This is a genomic window from Streptomyces sp. NPDC026246 (genome assembly GCF_055567995.1).
The window spans coordinates 75,610-92,428 of record NZ_JBVHPJ010000019.1 but is presented as its reverse complement, the minus strand read 5'-3'; the positions used below and the strand labels follow the sequence as shown (position 1 = coordinate 92,428).

Here is a 16,819-nt window from a genome sequence, read left to right as displayed (position 1 = left end):
CTCAGAGGAAGTAGAGACGGTTGAGGGAGACGGAGTCGGCCGGTTCGGAGCGCAGTGGCTCGCCGTCGAGGGTGACCAGCCCGGTGCGCTGGTCCACGTCGACGGCACCGGTGCGGGAGTTGAGGCGCAGGTCGGCCGGTCCGATGCCCCGGGTGCCGCGCACGGCGACCCGGCGCCGGCGGGTGGGCAGCGTGTCGTGCCCCTGGTCGAGGGCGGCCCGTGCCACGAACGCCACGGAGATGTCGGCCGGTGTGGCCCCGTACGCGCCGAACTGCGGTCCCAGCACGAGGGGTTCGCAGGTGTCGGTCGCCGCGTTCGGGTCGCCGGTCACCCCGTACGCCGGGAAGCCGGCCTTCAGCACGAGCTGCGGCTTGGCCCCGAAGTACTCCGGGCGCCACAGCACGATGTCGGCGAGCTTGCCCGTCTCCAGGGACCCGACCTCGTGCGCGAGGCCGTGCGCGATGGCCGGGTTGATGGTCAGCTTCGCGATGTAGCGCAGGACGCGCTCGTTGTCGTGCCCGGCTCCGGGGTCGCCCAGCTCGGCCTTCATCTTCCCGGCCATGGCGAACGTGCGGCGGACGGTCTCGCCGGCCCGGCCCATGCCCTGCGCGTCGGAGGAGGTGATGCCGATGGCGCCCAGGTCGTGCAGCACGTCCTCGGCGCCCATGGTCCCGGCCCGGATGCGGTCGCGGGCCATGGCGGCGTCGCCCGGCAGGTCGGTCTTCAGGTCGTGGACGGACACGATCATGCCGTAGTGCTCGGCGACGGCGTCCCGGCCGAAGGGCAGGGTCGGATTGGTGGAGGAACCGATGACATTCGGGACGCCCGCCATCTTCAGGACGTTGGGGACGTGCCCGCCGCCGCAGCCCTCGATGTGGAAGGCGTGGATGGTGCGGCCCTCCAGCACGCGCAGGGTGTCCTCGACGGACAGGCACTCGTTCAGTCCGTCGCTGTGCAGGGCGACCTGGACGTCGTGCTCCTCGGCGACGCGCAGCGCGGTGTCCAGGGCGCGGGTGTGGGCGCCCATGTCCTCGTGCACCTTGAAGCCGGACGCCCCGCCCTCGGCGAGGGCCTCGACCAGGGGTGCGGGTGAGGACGACGAACCGCGGCCCAGGAAACCGATGTTGACCGGCCAGGCGTCGAAGGCGCCGAAGGCGTGGCGCAGTGCCCAGGGCGAGTTGACCCCGACGCCCCACACGGGCCCGAACTCCTGCCCGATGATCGTGGTCACGCCGGAGGCGAGCGAGGCTTCCATGACCCGCGGCGACAGCAGGTGGACGTGGGTGTCGACCGCCCCGGCCGTGGCGATGAGCCCCTCGCCGGAGACGATCGAGGTGCCCGTACCGACGACGACGTCGACCCCGTCCAGGGTGTCGGGGTTCCCGGCCCGCCCGATCGCGCAGATCCGCCCCTCGCGGATGCCGATGGAGACCTTGCGCACGCCCTGGACGGCGTCGATCACCACGACGTTGCTGACGACGACGTCGCAGGTCTCGCGGACCGCTGCGGCCTTCAGGTGCAGTCCGTCGCGGGCGGTCTTGCCGAACCCGGCGAGGAACTCGTCGCCGGGCCGCTGGGAGTCGGACTCGACGCGGACGGTGAGGCCCGAGTCGCCGAGGCGGATGCGGTCCCCGGCGCGCGGTCCGTGGGTGGCGGCGTACTCGTGCGGGGTGAGGCGGCGGGCCTCTGCGGGGTGTCCTCCCGGGCGGCTCATCGCCCGTCCTCCTGTCCGTCGGTGTCCGTCGCGCCGAGGTAGCCGCAGGCGGCGGCGCGGCGCAGCGCCTGCGCGCGGGCGCCCGGGGCGTCCAGCGGTCCGTCGACCAGCCCGGCGAACCCGATGGCGATCCGGTCTCCGCCGATCGGCACCAGGGCGACATCGACGCTCTCCCCGGGCCCGAACCGCACGGAGGACCCGGCGGGCACGGCCAGGCGCATGCCGTAGGCCCGGGCGCGGGGGAAGTCGAGGCGGGGGTTGGCCTCGAAGAAGTGGAAGTGCGAGGTGACCGAGACGGGCACGGACGCCGTGTTGGTGACCGTGAGCCGGTCGGCGGGTTCGGGCTCGGGGTGCTCCGGGCCGGGCAGCAGCGCGCCGGGGGCGTCGGGGCCGGAGCCGGGGCCGAGGGGGTCGGTGACCACGGCGAGCCGTGAGCCGTCGTCGAAGACCGCCTCGACGTGCACCTCGGTGACGACGTCGGCGACACCGGGCAGCACGTCGCCCGGGCCGAGCACCGCCCGGGCCCGCTCGACCGCCTCGGCGAGCCGGGCGCCGTCCCGGGCCGCCTCGCACACGGTGTCCGCGATCAGTGCGGTGGCCTCCGGCACGTTCAGCCGCAGCCCGCGCGCCCTGCGGGCCCGGGCCAGCTCCGCGGCCGAGAAGAGCAGCAGCCGGTCACGTTCCGTGGGAGTCAGTCTCACGCCTCGGCACCTCCTTGCCGTCAAGAACTTAGAGCATCACTCTAAACGCGGGTTTTCCGCAACCCAACCATTGACGGATCACACCGCACTGCATCACATTGAGCGTCGCTCTAAAACTTGGTGGCGTCGAAGGAGACCAGACCATGCCGATCGAACAGCGCGGAGTCGACACCATCCCCGAGGAGGAACGCACCAGCGGCCCACGGGACCTCGTCTCGATCCTGCTCGGCTCCAACCTCTGCCTCGGCGTGATCGTCTTCGGCTGGCTGCCGCCGTCCTTCGGCCTGGACTGGTGGTCCTCCGTCGCGGCGGTCGTCGCGGGCACCGTCGTCGGGGTGGTGTTCACGGCCCCGCTCGCCCTGGTCTCGCTGCGCACGGGCACCAACCTGTCGACCTCCTCCGGCGCCCAGTTCGGGGTGCGCGGACGGCTGGTCGGCTCGGTCGTCGGCCTGCTGCTGGCCCTCGGCTACACCGCGCTGACCGTCTGGATCGGCGGGGACGTGATGGTGGGCGTCCTGGGCCGGCTGGCCGGGCTGCCGCAGGGCGGCACCTCCTACGCGGTCGTCTACGGCCTGCTCGCGGCCGCCACGGTCGCGGGCGCCGTCTACGGCTACCGGGTGCTGCTCGCGATGTCCCGGGTCCTCGCCTTCGGCATGACGGCCCTGCTGGCGCTCGGCGTGATCGCCTACGCCCCGCACTTCACCACCGCCGCGCTGCCCGGGGCGGGCGGCTACCTGCTGGGCGGGTTCTGGCCGACCTGGCTGCTGGCTGCCGTGGCGGCCGGGCTGTCCGGGCCGGTCGCCTTCATCACCCTCCTCGGCGACTACACCCGCTACATCTCCCCGGCCCGGCACTCCTCGCGCCGGGTGCTGCACGCGACCTGGCTGGGGCTGATGCTGGGCCTGCTGGTGCCGCAGCTGTTCGGCACGTTCACGGCCTACGCGGCCCGGGCCGCCCTCGACTACGCGGGCCCGCTGGTCGACGCCGCGCCCGGCTGGTACCTGGTACCGCTGCTGCTCGCGGCCTCGGCGGGCTCGGTCGGCAACGCGGGGCTGATGCTGTACTCGATGGGCCTGGACCTGGACGCGATCCTGCCGCGCGCCTCGCGGGCCCGGGCGACCTCCACGGTCGCCGTCGTGGCCACCGCCGCCGTCTTCGCCGGGCACTACTACTCGAGCGCGCAGGACGCGATGACGTCCTTCGTGCTGCTGCTGACGGCGATCGGCACACCATGGGCGGTCATCACGCTGATCGGCTTCGCCCGCTGCGGCGGGGTCTACGACGCGGACGCCCTGCAGGTGTTCAACCGCCGCTCCCGGGGCGGCGTCTACTGGTACCGCGCGGGCTGGAACGTCCCGGCGACGGCGTCCTGGGCGGCCGGGGCGACGGTGGGCGTCCTGGCGGTCTCGCTGCCGTCCTACGAGGGACCCCTGCTGGCCCTGACCGGCGGGGTGGACTGCAGCTTCCTGCTGTCGGGACTGGTGGGCGGAGCGGCCTACGTACTGTCGGCCCCGAAGGCGGCCCGCCCGTCCGCCGGGCCACACTCGCCGCAGCAGCCGTCCCCGGAGACCGCGTCGAACCCCTCCCGCTGACCCACCGCCCCGGGGCGGTGACGGGCAACCGGCTGAACGAGCCCGGGACGGGGAGGGCGCTCACTGAACGGGGCCAGGCGCGTCGAACCGCCCGGTCTCCCGCCCGCCCGCGTCACCCACCCGCACCCCGCGACCGGCCCCCGGCAAGACGAGCCCGGCCCCTCGGCCCGCCGGCTTGGGCGGCGGGGGGGCAAAGGCCCGGGCGCCCACCGGACCGGCACCCGGGAGACGGGCCGAACCCCGACCGACCCGCCCTCGCTGCCAGGGCCGGACGCGAGCCCGGCCGCCTGCTTCCCCTCCGCCGGTCTCCCCCACGCACACCCCACGACCGGCCCCCCGGCAAGACGAGCCCGGCCCCTCGCCCGACAGCTTCGGGCGAGGGGCCGGGCAAAGGACCGGGCCAGGACACTCAGGCCAGCTGGTGCATCCAGCCGTGCTTGTCCTCGGCCGTACCCCGCTGGATGTCGAGCAGCGCCTGACGCAGCCGCACCGTGACCTCGCCCGGCTCACCCCCGCTCTGCTGCCACTCGGTCCCGGCCCGCTTGACCGTACCGACCGGCGTGATGACCGCGGCCGTACCGCAGGCGAACACCTCGGTGAGCGTGCCGTTCTCCGAGTCCCGCTGCCACTGGTCGGCCGAGATCCGGCCCTCCTCGGCCTCGTAGCCGAGGTCGCGGGCGACGGTGAGCAGGGAGTCGCGGGTGACGCCCTCCAGGATCGACCCGGTCAGCGACGGCGTGACGATCTTGTTGCCGTACACGAAGTACAGGTTCATGCCGCCGAGCTCCTCGACCCAGGTGTGCTCGACCGCGTCGAGGTAGCAGACCTGGTCGCAGCCCTTGGCCGCCGCCTCGGCCTGCGCGAGCAGGGACGCCGCGTAGTTGCCGCCGGTCTTGGCGTCGCCCATGCCGCCCGGGACGGCACGCACGCGGTCCTCGGAGACCCAGATGGACACCGGCTTCACGCCGCCCGGGAAGTAGGCGCCGGCCGGGGAGGCGATCACCAGGAACAGGTACTCGTTGGCCGGCTTCACGCCCAGCCCGACCTCGGTCGCGATCATGAACGGGCGCAGGTAGAGCGACTCCTCACCGCCATGCGCCGGGACCCACGCGCGGTCCTGCGCGACCAGCGCGTCGCACGCCTCGATGAACGTCTCCACCGGCAGCTCGGGCATCGCCAGCCGACGCGCGGACCGCTGGAAGCGCTCGGCGTTCTTCTCCGGCCGGAAGGTGGCGACCGAGCCGTCGGGGCGGCGGTAGGCCTTGAGGCCCTCGAAGATCTCCTGCGCGTAGTGCAGGACCGTGGTGGCCGGGTCGAGGGAGATGGGGGCGTACGGCACGAGCTGGCCATCGTGCCAGCCGCGGCCTTCCGTCCACTTGATCGTCACCATGTGGTCGGTGAAGTGCCGGCCGAACCCGGGGTTGGCCAGGATCGCCTCGCGCTCGCTTGCGGCAAGCGGGTTGGCGGAGGGCTTGAGCTCGATCGTGGGCGTCGTCATGGGTTGATGTCCTTCACCGGTTGTAGTGACGGGCCGCGCTCGGTACCGCTCTGGCGAGGACCAGTGCTAGGACGTCCGAGCATTCCCTCATTCCGCGGCCTCACGTTCGATTATCGCCCGTGGGCGGAGGCGGAAGGAACGGGGTGAATCCGACCCGGTGGTCGATGGTGACACCCGGCGGGAGCATGCGAAAGCCGCCGGGTGCGGATGCGACCCGGCGGCTTGCGGAAAAGCAGCGGCGGGTCAGCCGGCTACTCGTACGGCGAGCGCGTCGCCGATCTCCGAGGTGGAGCGGGCGGGCCTGCCGGTGCGCTCGGCGAGGTCGGCGGCCACCGCCTCGTCGATGCGGTCGGCCTCGGCCTCGTGACCGAGGTGGCGCAGCAGGAGGGCCACGGACAGCACGGTGGCGGTCGGGTCGGCCTTGCCCTGCCCGGCGATGTCCGGAGCCGAGCCGTGCACGGGCTCGAACATCGAGGGGAACTCGCCGGAGGGGTTGATGTTGCCGCTCGCGGCGACGCCGATACCGCCGGAGACGGCCGCGGCGAGGTCGGTGACGATGTCGCCGAAGAGGTTGTCGGTGACGATCACGTCGAAGCGCTCGGGCTGCGTGACGAGGTAGATCGTCGCCGCGTCCACGTGCATGTATTCGGTGGTGACCTCGGGGTACTCCGCCGCCACCTTGTTGAAGACGTCCGTCCACAGGTGACCCGCGAAGGTCAGCACGTTGTTCTTGTGGATGAGCGCCAGCTTCTTGCGCGGACGGGCCTGGGCACGGGCGAAGGCGTCACGGACCACGCGCTCCACACCGAACGCCGTGTTGACCGACACCTCGGTGGCGACCTCGTGCTCGGTGCCCTTGCGGATGGTGCCGCCGTTGCCGGTGTACGGGCCCTCGGTGCCCTCGCGGACCACGACGAAGTCGATGGCCGGCTCGCCCTTGAGGGGCGTGTCCACACCCGGCAGGAGCTTCGACGGGCGCAGGTTCACGTGGTGGTCGAAGGCGAAACGCAGCTTCAGCAGGAAGCCGCGCTCCAGGACGCCGGACGGCACGGACGGGTCGCCGATCGCGCCGAGCAGGATGGCGTCGTGCTGCTTCAGGGCGTCGAGGTCGGCGTCGGTGAGGGTCTCACCGGTGGCGTGGTAGCGCCGGGCGCCGAAGTCGTACTCCTTGGTCTCCAGCTTCACATCCTGCGGAAGGACGGCGGAGAGGACCTTCAGGCCTTCGGCCACCACTTCCTGGCCGATGCCGTCACCGGGGATCACTGCGAGATCGATGATGCGAGAGCTTGCCGACATGCGAGCACCCTACTCCTCGTCCCATGGGATGACATGCGGTGTCCGGGATGCGGACACCCGGGGGCACCGGCGCCGCGTCCGACCGGGGGACGGCACTGGTCCGTCAGGCTCCGTTCACCCGGGTGTGGGGCGGCCGTCGGCCCGTGCTGGGAACTTCCCGGACATGGAGATCCCCCACTTCGGCATCCCGCCCGAACTCGCGCACCGGATGAGCATGGCGGAGCAGCACGCATACCTGCGCGCCCGGCTGTCGCGGCGGCGCACGCTGGTCACCGCGGGCGCGGTCGCGAGCGGGCTGCTGACCGGCTGCTCGGGCGGGCGCACCGGCGCCGGGCAGGGCGGCGCGACCGCGACCCGAGCCCCGTCGGCCGTCACGTCGACGGCGCCCGGCGCCCTCGTCACCCCGTTCGGCCGCCATCTCGCCTTCGGCGCCGACCCGAAGACGCAGATGCGGATCTCCTGGCAGGTGCCCCTCGCGGTGCGGAAGCCGTACGTCCGCGTCGGGCTGCGCCCGGACGACCTCGGCCGCAAGATCGAGGCGGAGCTGCGCGACCTGCACACCCCGGGGCTGAAGGGCGTCCGGGCACCGGTGGAGCAGTACTACCTGCACGCGGCCCTGGACGGTCTGCGGCCGGGCACCACGTATTACTACGGTGTGGGCCACGACGGCTTCGACCCGGCGTCGCCCGGCCACCGCCCGACTGTCGCCTCCTTCCGCACGGCCCCGGCGCGAGCGCCCGAGCGGTTCGTCTTCACCGCCTTCGGCGACCAAGGCGTGGGCCCGGAGGCCGCCCTGATCGACCGTGCGCTGCTGCGCCGGGACCCGGCGTTCCACCTGCACGCGGGGGACATCTGCTACGCCGACCCGACCGGCAAGGGCAAGGACTCGGACGTCTTCGACGCGAGCCAGTGGGACCGGTTCCTGCGGCAGACCGACCCGGTCGCCAGGTCGGTGCCGTGGATGGTGACCACCGGCAACCACGACATGGAGGCGTGGTACTCCCCCGACGGCTACGGCGGCCAGCTCGCCCGCTTCTCCCTGCCGGACAGCGGCTTCGACCCGCGCACGGCTCCGGGCGTGTACGCCTTCACCTACGGCAACGTGGGCGTGGTGGCGCTGGACGCCAACGACGTCTCCTACGAGATCCCCGCCAACTTCGGCTACAGCGAGGGCCGGCAGACGCGCTGGCTGGACCGGAAGCTCGGCGAACTGCGCGCCGACGCGGCGGTCGACTTCGTGGTCGTCTTCTTCCACCACTGCGCGTACTCGACGTCGACGCACGCCTCCGACGGCGGGGTGCGCGCGGCGTGGCTGCCGCTGTTCGCCCGGCACGAGGTGGACCTGGTGATCAACGGGCACAACCACGTCTACGAGCGCACCGACGCCGTGAAGGACGGTGAGGTGGGCCGGCCGGTGCCGGTCGGCGGGACGACGGACCCGCGCCGGGACGGGATCGTGTACGTCACCGCGGGCGGCGGCGGCAAGGAGCTGTACGGCTTCCCGGGCGGTGTGCGGGAGAGCCACGAGGGGCGGCCTGCGAAGGACGAGCCGGACGAGCCGGTCACCACGTTCCGCTGGACGAGGTCCCGGGACACCGAGCCGGAGTCGGTGCGGTGGTCGCGGGTGCGCTACCGGGGCTTCTCGTTCCTCTCGGTGGAGGCGATCGGCGGCGCCGACCCGCGGCTGAAGGTGGAGGCGCTGGCGTCCGGCGGTGAGCGCATCGACCACTTCGAGGTGCGGCGCGGGGCCTGAGGCCCCGCACCGCGCCCCGTCGGGTGGCTCCCGGTCGTGTGGCGGCTCAGTGGCCGGTGGATCCGCCGTTGTCCCTGCGGTCGAGGGCGCGCTGGAGCGCGGCGGCGGCGTTCTTGCGGTCGGACTCGCTCGTACGGGAGAGGTGGCGGACTCGGCGGCGGACGGTCGTCTCGGCCATGGGACATCGACTCCTTCGGGAACAGCACGGAGTGCGCGGGAAAGGGGATTCGAGACGCCGGAAGGGGGCGGGGAGCACGGCCGCAGGGGTTGCCTGCACGGGGTCCGGCTCACGACCGCCATTCGCTTGGTCGAGCGAGACGTTCGGCTCCTACAAAGCTAAGGGAGGGCGGAGCGTCTGTCTCCACAATTACTCGGACTTCCTACTATCTGAGACGGCGCATCGGGTCACCCCCCTCCGACCTGGGGTGACGCCTACAGGACGTCTCCGTCCCGCCAGTCGAACAGCAGGGGGTGCGCGGGGTCCAGGAGGGCGGCGCGGGCGGTGCGCACGTAGGTGCTCCCCTCCTCCTCGGGCAGCCGCACGTCGCCGTGCAGCGGGCTGAGGGCGTGCACCTCGCCGCGCCACACCCGCCAGCCGCGGGCGGTGTAGAGCGCGGCGCCGTCGTCGCTGGCGGAGAGGGCGGCGAGGTCGTAGGCGCGCTCCGCGATGCGCTCCAACTCCGCCATGACCCGTCCGCCGAGCCCCCGGCGGCGGGTGTCGGCGCGCACGGCGACGTTCTCGACGTACCCGGTGCGCAGCCACCGGCCGCGGTGGCGCACGCGGCGCAGCACGATCGCCCCGTGCGCGGCGAGGCCCGCCCCGTCGTGCACGAGGACGTGCATGCCGCCGAGTCCGTGGTCCCAGTCGTCGTCGCCGAAGTCGCCGTCGAACGCGGCGTCGAGGAAGGCCCGCAGGGCGTCGAGGTCGGCCGGGGCGAGGTCGGCGGTGTGGGCGGTGCGCACGCTCGGGGTCATCGGGCCAGTCTTCCCCGCGGACATGCCGACGGGCCAGGTCGTTTTCACGACCTGGCCCGTCGGCGCGGCGGGGCGTCAGCCCATGTGCGGGTAGGTGTAGTCGGTCGGCGGGACCAGCGTCTCCTTGATGGCGCGGGTCAGGGTCCAGCGCATCAGGTTCTGCGGGGCGCCGGCCTTGTCGTTGGTGCCGGAGGCACGGCCGCCGCCGAAGGGCTGCTGGCCGACGACGGCGCCGGTGGACTTGTCGTTGATGTAGAAGTTGCCGGCCGCGTAGCGGAGCTTGTCGGCCGTGTAGGCCGCCGCCGCGCGGTCGTTGGCGATGACCGAGCCGGTCAGGGCGTAGTCGGAGACGGACTCCATCTGGGTCAGCATCTCGTCGTACTTGTCGTCCTCGTAGACGTGCACGGCGATGATCGGGCCGAAGTACTCGGTGCGGAAGACCTCGTTCTCCGGGTCGGTGCACTCGATGACGGTCGGGCGGACGAAGTAGCCGACCGAGTCGTCGTAGGTGCCGCCCGCGACGATCGTGCAGGTCGGGTCCTGCTTGGCGCGGTCGATGGCGGCCTTGTTCTTGGCGAAGGCACGCTCGTCGATGACGGCGCCGATGAAGTTCGACAGGTCGGTGACGTCACCCATCTTGATGCCGTCGACCTCGGCGGCCAGCTCCTCCTTGAAGCCGGAGTTCCAGATCGAGGCGGGGATGTACGCCCGGGAGGTGGCGCTGCACTTCTGGCCCTGGAACTCGAAGGCGCCGCGGGTGAACGCCGTCTTCAGGACGGCCCGGTCGGCCGAGGGGTGCGCGACGAGGAAGTCCTTGCCGCCGGTCTCGCCGACGAGGCGCGGGTAGGTGCGGTACTTCTCGATGTTGTTGCCGACCGTCTTCCACAGGTACTGGAAGGTGGGGGTCGAGCCGGTGAAGTGGATGCCGGCGAGGTCGCGGTGCTCCAGGGCGACCTTGGAGACCTCGATGCCGTCGCCGGTGACGAGGTTGATGACGCCCTTGGGCAGACCGGCCTCCTCCAGCAGCTGCATCAGCAGCACGGCGGCGTGGGTCTGCGTCGGGGACGGCTTCCAGACGACGACGTTGCCCATCAGGGCGGGGGCCGTCGGCAGGTTGCCCGCGATCGCGGTGAAGTTGAAGGGCGTGATCGCGTAGACGAAGCCCTCCAGCGGGCGGTGGTCCAGCCGGTTCCACACGCCCGGGGAGTTCGCCGGCGGCTGCTCGGCGAGGAGGCTGCGGGCGTAGGAGACGTTGAACCGCCAGAAGTCGACCAGCTCGCAGGGCGTGTCGATCTCGGCCTGCTGGGCGGTCTTGGACTGGCCGAGCATGGTGGAGGCGGCGAGGGTCTCGCGCCAGGGCCCGGAAAGGAGCTCGGCGGCGCGCAGGATGATCGCCGCGCGGTCGTCGAAGGACATCGCGCGCCAGGCGGGCGCGGCGGCCAGGGCCGCGTCGATGGCGTCCTGGGCGTCCGCCTGCGTGGCGTTGCGGTACGTGCCGAGCACGGCCTTGTGGTTGTGCGGCTGGACGACCTGGAAGGCCTCGCCGCCGCCCATCCGCTTCTCGCCGCCGATGGTGCAGGGCAGGTCGACCGGATTGTCGGCCAGCTCCTTCAGCTTGGCCTCCAGCCGGGCCCGCTCGGGCGAGCCGGGGGCATAGCCGTGCACCGGCTCGTTGACGGGGGTGGGGACCTGGGTCACAGCGTCCATGTTTTCCGTAACTCCTTACTGAGCGGTGTGGCGGTCTCAGCCCTGGTCGAGCTGTCAGCCCTTGGTGAGCATCGAACGGGCGAAGAAGCGCAGGTTGGCCGGCTTCTCCGCGAGGCGCCGCATGAAGTAGCCGTACCAGTCGGTGCCGTACGCGGTGTAGACGCGCATGCGGTGTCCCTCGGCGGCCAGCCGGACGTGCTCCTCGGCGCGGATGCCGTAGAGCATCTGGAACTCGTAGTCGCCGGGCTTGCGCCCGGCCTGGTGGGCCAGCTCCTGGGCGATGGCGATCAGGCGCGGGTCGTGGGACCCGACCATCGGGTACCCCTCCCCCTCCATCAACGTCCTCAGGATCCGCACGTATGCCCGGTCGATCTCGTGCCTGTCCTGGAGGGCCACCGAGGCGGGCTCCTTGTACGCGCCCTTGACCAGGCGGACCCGGCTGCCGCTCGCGGCGAGGCGGCGGGCGTCGTCCTCGGTGCGGAACAGGTACGCCTGGATGACGCAGCCGGTCTGCGGGAAGTCCTTCCGCAGCTCCTCGTGGATGGCGAACATCGAGTCGAGGGTGGTGTGGTCCTCGGCGTCGAGCGTCACCGTGGTGCCGATCTCGGCGGCGGCCTCGACGACCGGGCGGACGTTCTCCAGGGCCAGCTCGTGGCCGCCCTGGAGGGCCTGGCCGAACATCGACAGCTTCACCGACATCTCGGCGCGGGTGCCGAGCTCCAGCGGCTTGAGCCGGTCGATCAGCTCCAGGTAGGCGTCCCGGGCGGCGGCGGCCTGCTCCGGGGTGGTGATGTCCTCGCCGACGACGTCCATCGTCAGCTCCAGGCCCCGCTCGGACAGCTCGCGGATGACCGGGACGATGTCGTCGACGTCCTCGCCCGGGATGAAGCGGTCGACGACCTGCTTGGTCACCGGGGCCGCCGAGATCAGGCGTCGCATCCGGTCGCTGCGAGACGCGGCGAGAATCACGGGACCCAGCACGGGGCACCTCCAGGAGCACAAGCAACGTGAAGGCCGGACCCCTCGCGGGCGACGCGTCGGGTACGGCACGGAGAACCACCGTGAAACCTAAGGATCCCTCCGATCGTCTGCCATCGACAGCTGTCACGCATCCGTGCCGCAGATCTCAGACAGTTGTATGAAGGGTCGGTCGTGGTGAGGGACAATGCCCGGGTGACGCCGGAACACAGGGGTGACTACCAGGAGCTGGTCGACGAGATCTCGGAGCTGCTCGGGGCGCCCGCGACGCTGGAGAACCGCGACTTCGAGCTGATCGCCTTCGGCGCCTACGACAGCGAGGGCGACCTCGACCCCTCGGCGCTGGACCCGGTGCGCACCCGCTCGATCCTCACCCGCCGTTCGACGGCCGCGGTCCGGGCCTGGTTCGAGGGCTTCGGCATCACCCGTGCGACCCAGCCGGTCCGCATCCCGCCGACCCCCGAGGCCGGCGTCTACCGGGGCCGGATCTGCCTCCCGGTCCGCCACCGGGGCGTGGTGCACGGCTACGTCTGGCTGCTGGACGACGACCCCGGCCCCGGCGAGCGGCAGCTGTCCGCCGCCATGGAGGTGACGGCCCGCATCGGCGCCCTGCTCGCGGACGAGGCCCAGCACGGCGCCGACCTCAGCCGCGAGCTGAGGGCGGTCCTCACCGCGGAGCGCGGCTGGCCGCAGGACATGGCCGTGGCCGAGCTGCGCACCGCCCTCGGCGCCCGCGCCGACGCCCTGCACACGGTGGTGTGCGTCGCCCCCTGGCCGTCGGCGGACCCGGACGACGCGCCCTCGGTGCGGGCCGTCCCGGGGGCGACGGCGCTGTGCACCCTGCCGTGGGGCGCCGCCGCGCAGTGCCTGGCCGTACTGATCCGGCTGCGTTCCCCCGAGGTGCTGACCCCGGCGGCCACCGCGGCGGCGCGGCTGCTGGACCGGGCCCGCACCGGAAGCGGCCCCGGCGGGCCGGTGCCGGGCGCCGCCCGGTCCACGCAGGGGCCCGCCCCTGCGGGCCCGGCCGCCGCGGACGGGCACGCGGCCGGGGTGGCCGCCCCTCGTGCCGGCCTGGCCGAGCTGGGCACCGCCTGGGGGGAGGCGTCGGCGGCGGCCCGGTCGGCACTGGCCGAGCCCCGGCTGGGGCCGGTCGCCGAGTGGGCGTCGATCGGGCCGTACCGGCTGCTGACCGCGCTGCCCCCGGAGGTCGTCCACGACCCCGTCGCACGCACCCTGCTCGCACCCGTCCACCGGGACCTCGCCCGGACGGCCGAGGTCTACCTCGACTGCGCCGGCCAGGCCGCCCGGGCCGCCGCCGAACTGGGCGTGCACCGGCAGACCTTGTACTACCGCCTGTCCCGGATCGAGAAGCTCACCGGCCTCGACCTCGACGACGGCGAGGACCGCCTGCTGCTGCACATGGCCCTGAAGGCCCACCGGCTCTGAGCCGGGACGTCACTTCCCCTCGGCGGCCTCGATCACCTGGCAGGACCCGGCGGGGAGAGCCCCGCGCCGGATCTGGGCGCGAGAAGACGCCGGACAGGCCGCTCAGCTCGGCCCGTCCGGCGTCCGGGGATGCATCTCGCTGCCGGAGGAAAGGGCCCCGGGGGCCGAGGCCCCCGGGCTCCCCCGGAAGGGTCAGACCAGGTTCACGGAGCGGGCCGACGTCGCGCCGATCTCCGCCGCCACCTCGGCCAGCACCCCGGAGGTCACCGTGTCGTCCACGGTCAGCACCGCCAGCGCCTCACCGCCGGCCACCGCACGGGACACCTGCATGCCCGCGATGTTGAGGCCGGCCTCACCGAGGATGCGGCCCACCGTGCCGACGACGCCCGGCCGGTCCTCGTACCGCAGGACCAGCATGTGGTCGGCGAGCGCGAGGTCGACGTCGTACTCCCCGACGGCGACGATCTTCTGCAGGTGCTTGGGGCCGGCCAGCGTGCCGGAGACCGACACCTCCTCGCCGTCGGCCAGGGTGCCGCGCACCGTGACGACGTTGCGGTGCTCGCTCGCCTCGGAGCTGGTCGTCAGGCGCACCTCGACACCGCGCTCCTGCGCGAACAGCGGGGCGTTGACGTAGGACACCGTCTCGTCGACGACGTCCTCGAAGACGCCCTTGAGGGCGGACAGCTCCAGCACCTTCACGTCGTGCTGGGTGATCTCGCCGTACACCTCGACGTCCAGGCGGACCGCGACCTCGCCGGCGAGCGCGGTGAAGATGCGGCCGAGGCGCTCGGCGAGCGGCAGGCCCGGCTTGACGTCCTCGGCGATGACACCGCCCTGCACGTTCACCGCGTCCGGCACGAGCTCACCGGCCAGCGCGAGGCGCACCGAGCGGGCCACGGCGATACCGGCCTTCTCCTGCGCCTCGTCGGTGGAGGCACCGAGGTGCGGGGTGGCGACGACCTGGTCGAACTCGAACAGCGGGGAGTCCGTGCAGGGCTCCTTCGCGTACACGTCGAGACCGGCGCCGGCGACCCGGCCCTCCTTCAGCGCCGAGTACAGCGCCTCCTCGTCCACGATGCCGCCGCGCGCGGCGTTGACGATGCGCACGCTCGGCTTGACCTTGCGCAGCGCCTCGTCGCCGATCAGGCCGACCGTCTCGGGCGTCTTGGGCAGGTGGACGGTGATGAAGTCGGAGACCTCGAGCAGCTCGTCCAGCGACAGCACCTTGACGCCCATCTGCGCGGCGCGGGCGGGCTGGATGTAGGGGTCGTAGGCGACGACCTTCATACCGAACCCGGACATGCGCTGGGCGACGAGCGCGCCGATGCGCCCGAGGCCGACGACACCGAGGGTCTTCTCGGCCAGCTCCACGCCCGTGTACTTGCTGCGCTTCCACTCGCCGTTCTTCAGCGCGGCGTTGGCCTGCGGGATGTGGCGGGCGGTGGCGACGAGCAGACCGCAGGCCAGCTCGGCGGCGGTCACGATGTTGGAGGTCGGGGCGTTGACGACCATCACGCCGGCTTTGGTGGCGGCGGAGACGTCCACGTTGTCCAGGCCGACGCCGGCTCGTGCGACGACCTTGAGCCTGCTCGCGGCGGCGATCGCCTCGGCGTCGACCTTGGTGGCCGAGCGGATGAGGATCGCGTCGACGTCGGCGATGGCGGGGAGCAGCTCGGCGCGGTCCGCGCCGTTGCAGTGCCGGATCTCGAAGTCCGGGCCCAGGGCGTCGACGGTGGCGGGCGACAGCTCTTCAGCGATGAGTACGACAGGTTTCGAGCTCACGTGAGTCCTCACAAGTCCAGTGCTGCGGACGGCCGTCCCGACGGCCGCAGGCGGTGGAGGGGTGCTTGCCGCGTGGAAGACGCACGACGCTGTGGGCCTGACGCGTATGTGTGCAGCAGTCTAGTGGCGCTGACGGCGTCGTCCTGTGCCGCTGCGGAAGGATCACCCGTCCGTGGCGGGACGGGATGGACAACGCCGGTACCACCGACGTTACCCGGGGTTCGCCGACGGGGCCGGAGCGGGTCGCTCCGGCCCCTCGGGCGGGGGGCTTACGCCTCCTCGTCCACCCACGACATGAGCTTGCGCAGCTCCTTGCCGGTGGTCTCCAGCAGGTGCTCGCTGTCCTGCTTCTTGTACTCGTTGTACTTCTTCAGACCGCCGTGGTACTCGTCCATCCAGTTCTTGGCGAAGGTGCCGTCCTGGATCTCGGCGAGGACCTGCTTCATCTCGGCCTTGGTGGCGTCGGTGATGATCCGCGGGCCGGTGACGTAGTCGCCCCACTCGGCGGTCTCGGAGATCGACCAGCGCATCTTCTCCAGGCCGCCCTCGTACATGAGGTCCACGATCAGCTTCAGCTCGTGCAGGCACTCGAAGTAGGCGATCTCCGGCTGGTAGCCGGCCTCGGTCAGGGTCTCGAAGCCCGCCTTGACCAGGGCCGCGGTGCCACCGCACAGGACGGCCTGCTCACCGAACAGGTCGGTCTCGGTCTCCTCGGTGAAGGTCGTCTTGATGACGCCGGCGCGGGTGCCGCCGATGCCCTTGGCGTAGGACAGGGCCAGCTGGAAGCCGTTGCCCGTGGCGTCCTGCTCGACGGCGGCGATGCACGGAACGCCGCGGCCCTCCTCGTACTGGCGGCGGACCAGGTGGCCCGGGCCCTTCGGGGCGACCATGCAGACGTCGACGCCGGCCGGGGGCTTGATGAAGCCGTAGCGGATGTTCAGGCCGTGGCCGAAGAACAGCGCGTCGCCGTCCTTCAGGTTGTCCTTGATGTGCTTCTCGTAGACCTCGGCCTGGATCGGGTCCGGGACCAGGATCATGATGACGTCGGCCTCGGCGGCGGCCTCCGACGGGCTCACCACGCGCAGGCCCTGCTCCTCGGCCTTGGCCTTGGACTTGGAGCCCTCGTGCAGACCGACGCGGACGTCGACACCCGAGTCACGGAGCGACAGCGCGTGGGCGTGGCCCTGGCTGCCGTACCCGATGACCGCGACCTTGCGGCCCTGGATGATGGACAGGTCGGCGTCGGCGTCGTAGAACAGCTCGGCCACTTTGGGTTCTCTCCTCGGGAGTGCAGGTGTTGCGTCCCACCGTATGACGGGGGGCGGAAGGGAAGCGTGAGGGTCTCGGGATGCGGGCGGGCGGCAGCGCGCCGACCGC

13 protein-coding genes are annotated in these 16,819 nt (G+C 72.3%); 3 read left to right on the top strand and 10 right to left on the bottom strand.

The window, feature by feature from the left end; all coding sequences use genetic code 11:
* Position 1: 1 nt before the first annotated feature.
* Positions 2-1,714, bottom strand: a complete 1,713-nt coding sequence (locus ACZ4M5_RS32640; protein ID WP_467742332.1) for an urease subunit alpha — start codon at positions 1,712-1,714, stop codon at positions 2-4.
* Entirely contained in the window at positions 1,711-2,415 is a 705-nt protein-coding gene (gene ureA / locus ACZ4M5_RS32635; protein ID WP_467742330.1) for an urease subunit gamma, read from the bottom strand. Before ureA ends, ACZ4M5_RS32640 begins: the two co-directional genes overlap by 4 nt.
* Positions 2,416-2,558: 143 nt before the next feature.
* On the opposite strand from ureA, the gene ACZ4M5_RS32630 reads away from it, so the two are divergent.
* Positions 2,559-4,007 (top strand): cytosine permease, encoded by a 1,449-nt coding sequence (locus ACZ4M5_RS32630; protein WP_467742328.1) that lies wholly within the window; start codon positions 2,559-2,561, stop codon positions 4,005-4,007.
* Between the two features lie 409 nt (positions 4,008-4,416).
* Here the strand turns inward: ACZ4M5_RS32630 and ACZ4M5_RS32625 are convergent, their stop codons facing one another.
* Both ACZ4M5_RS32625 and ACZ4M5_RS32620 read right to left on the bottom strand, forming a co-directional pair.
* On the bottom strand, positions 4,417-5,505 hold the full coding sequence (locus tag ACZ4M5_RS32625) for a branched-chain amino acid aminotransferase (RefSeq protein WP_467742326.1): 1,089 nt from the start codon (positions 5,503-5,505) through the stop codon (positions 4,417-4,419).
* Positions 5,506-5,748: 243 nt separating this feature from the next.
* The gene (locus ACZ4M5_RS32620) at positions 5,749-6,801 is read right to left on the bottom strand and encodes a 3-isopropylmalate dehydrogenase (RefSeq protein ID WP_467742324.1); all 1,053 of its coding nucleotides are present in this window, start codon (positions 6,799-6,801) and stop codon (positions 5,749-5,751) included.
* Between the two features lie 163 nt (positions 6,802-6,964).
* Between ACZ4M5_RS32620 and ACZ4M5_RS32615 the strand changes: the two genes are divergently transcribed.
* Entirely contained in the window at positions 6,965-8,554 is a 1,590-nt protein-coding gene (locus ACZ4M5_RS32615; protein WP_467742322.1) for a purple acid phosphatase family protein, read from the top strand.
* A 46-nt stretch (positions 8,555-8,600) separates the two neighbouring features.
* Here the strand turns inward: ACZ4M5_RS32615 and ACZ4M5_RS32610 are convergent, their stop codons facing one another.
* The 4 genes from ACZ4M5_RS32610 to ACZ4M5_RS32595 all read right to left on the bottom strand — a co-directional run bounded on the left by ACZ4M5_RS32610 (position 8,601) and on the right by ACZ4M5_RS32595 (position 12,217).
* Complete coding sequence (locus ACZ4M5_RS32610) at positions 8,601-8,732, bottom strand: hypothetical protein (RefSeq protein WP_389093301.1); 132 nt, start codon at positions 8,730-8,732, stop codon at positions 8,601-8,603.
* Between the two features lie 254 nt (positions 8,733-8,986).
* On the bottom strand, positions 8,987-9,529 hold the full coding sequence (locus ACZ4M5_RS32605) for a GNAT family N-acetyltransferase (protein WP_467742320.1): 543 nt from the start codon (positions 9,527-9,529) through the stop codon (positions 8,987-8,989).
* A 75-nt stretch (positions 9,530-9,604) separates the two neighbouring features.
* Positions 9,605-11,236, bottom strand: coding sequence for an L-glutamate gamma-semialdehyde dehydrogenase (gene pruA / locus ACZ4M5_RS32600; protein ID WP_467742318.1), 1,632 nt, complete (start codon positions 11,234-11,236; stop codon positions 9,605-9,607).
* Between the two features lie 54 nt (positions 11,237-11,290).
* The gene (locus ACZ4M5_RS32595; protein ID WP_467742316.1) at positions 11,291-12,217 is read right to left on the bottom strand and encodes a proline dehydrogenase family protein; all 927 of its coding nucleotides are present in this window, start codon (positions 12,215-12,217) and stop codon (positions 11,291-11,293) included.
* Between the two features lie 192 nt (positions 12,218-12,409).
* On the opposite strand from ACZ4M5_RS32595, the gene ACZ4M5_RS32590 reads away from it, so the two are divergent.
* The gene (locus tag ACZ4M5_RS32590) at positions 12,410-13,660 is read left to right on the top strand and encodes a PucR family transcriptional regulator (RefSeq protein WP_467742314.1); all 1,251 of its coding nucleotides are present in this window, start codon (positions 12,410-12,412) and stop codon (positions 13,658-13,660) included.
* 192 nt (positions 13,661-13,852) lie between these two features.
* Here the strand turns inward: ACZ4M5_RS32590 and serA are convergent, their stop codons facing one another.
* Together serA and ilvC are read right to left on the bottom strand one after the other, a co-directional pair.
* Positions 13,853-15,442, bottom strand: coding sequence for a phosphoglycerate dehydrogenase (gene serA / locus ACZ4M5_RS32585; RefSeq protein WP_467742312.1), 1,590 nt, complete (start codon positions 15,440-15,442; stop codon positions 13,853-13,855).
* Positions 15,443-15,711: 269 nt separating this feature from the next.
* The gene (ilvC, locus tag ACZ4M5_RS32580; RefSeq protein WP_467742310.1) at positions 15,712-16,710 is read right to left on the bottom strand and encodes a ketol-acid reductoisomerase; all 999 of its coding nucleotides are present in this window, start codon (positions 16,708-16,710) and stop codon (positions 15,712-15,714) included.
* Positions 16,711-16,819: the final 109 nt, after the last annotated feature.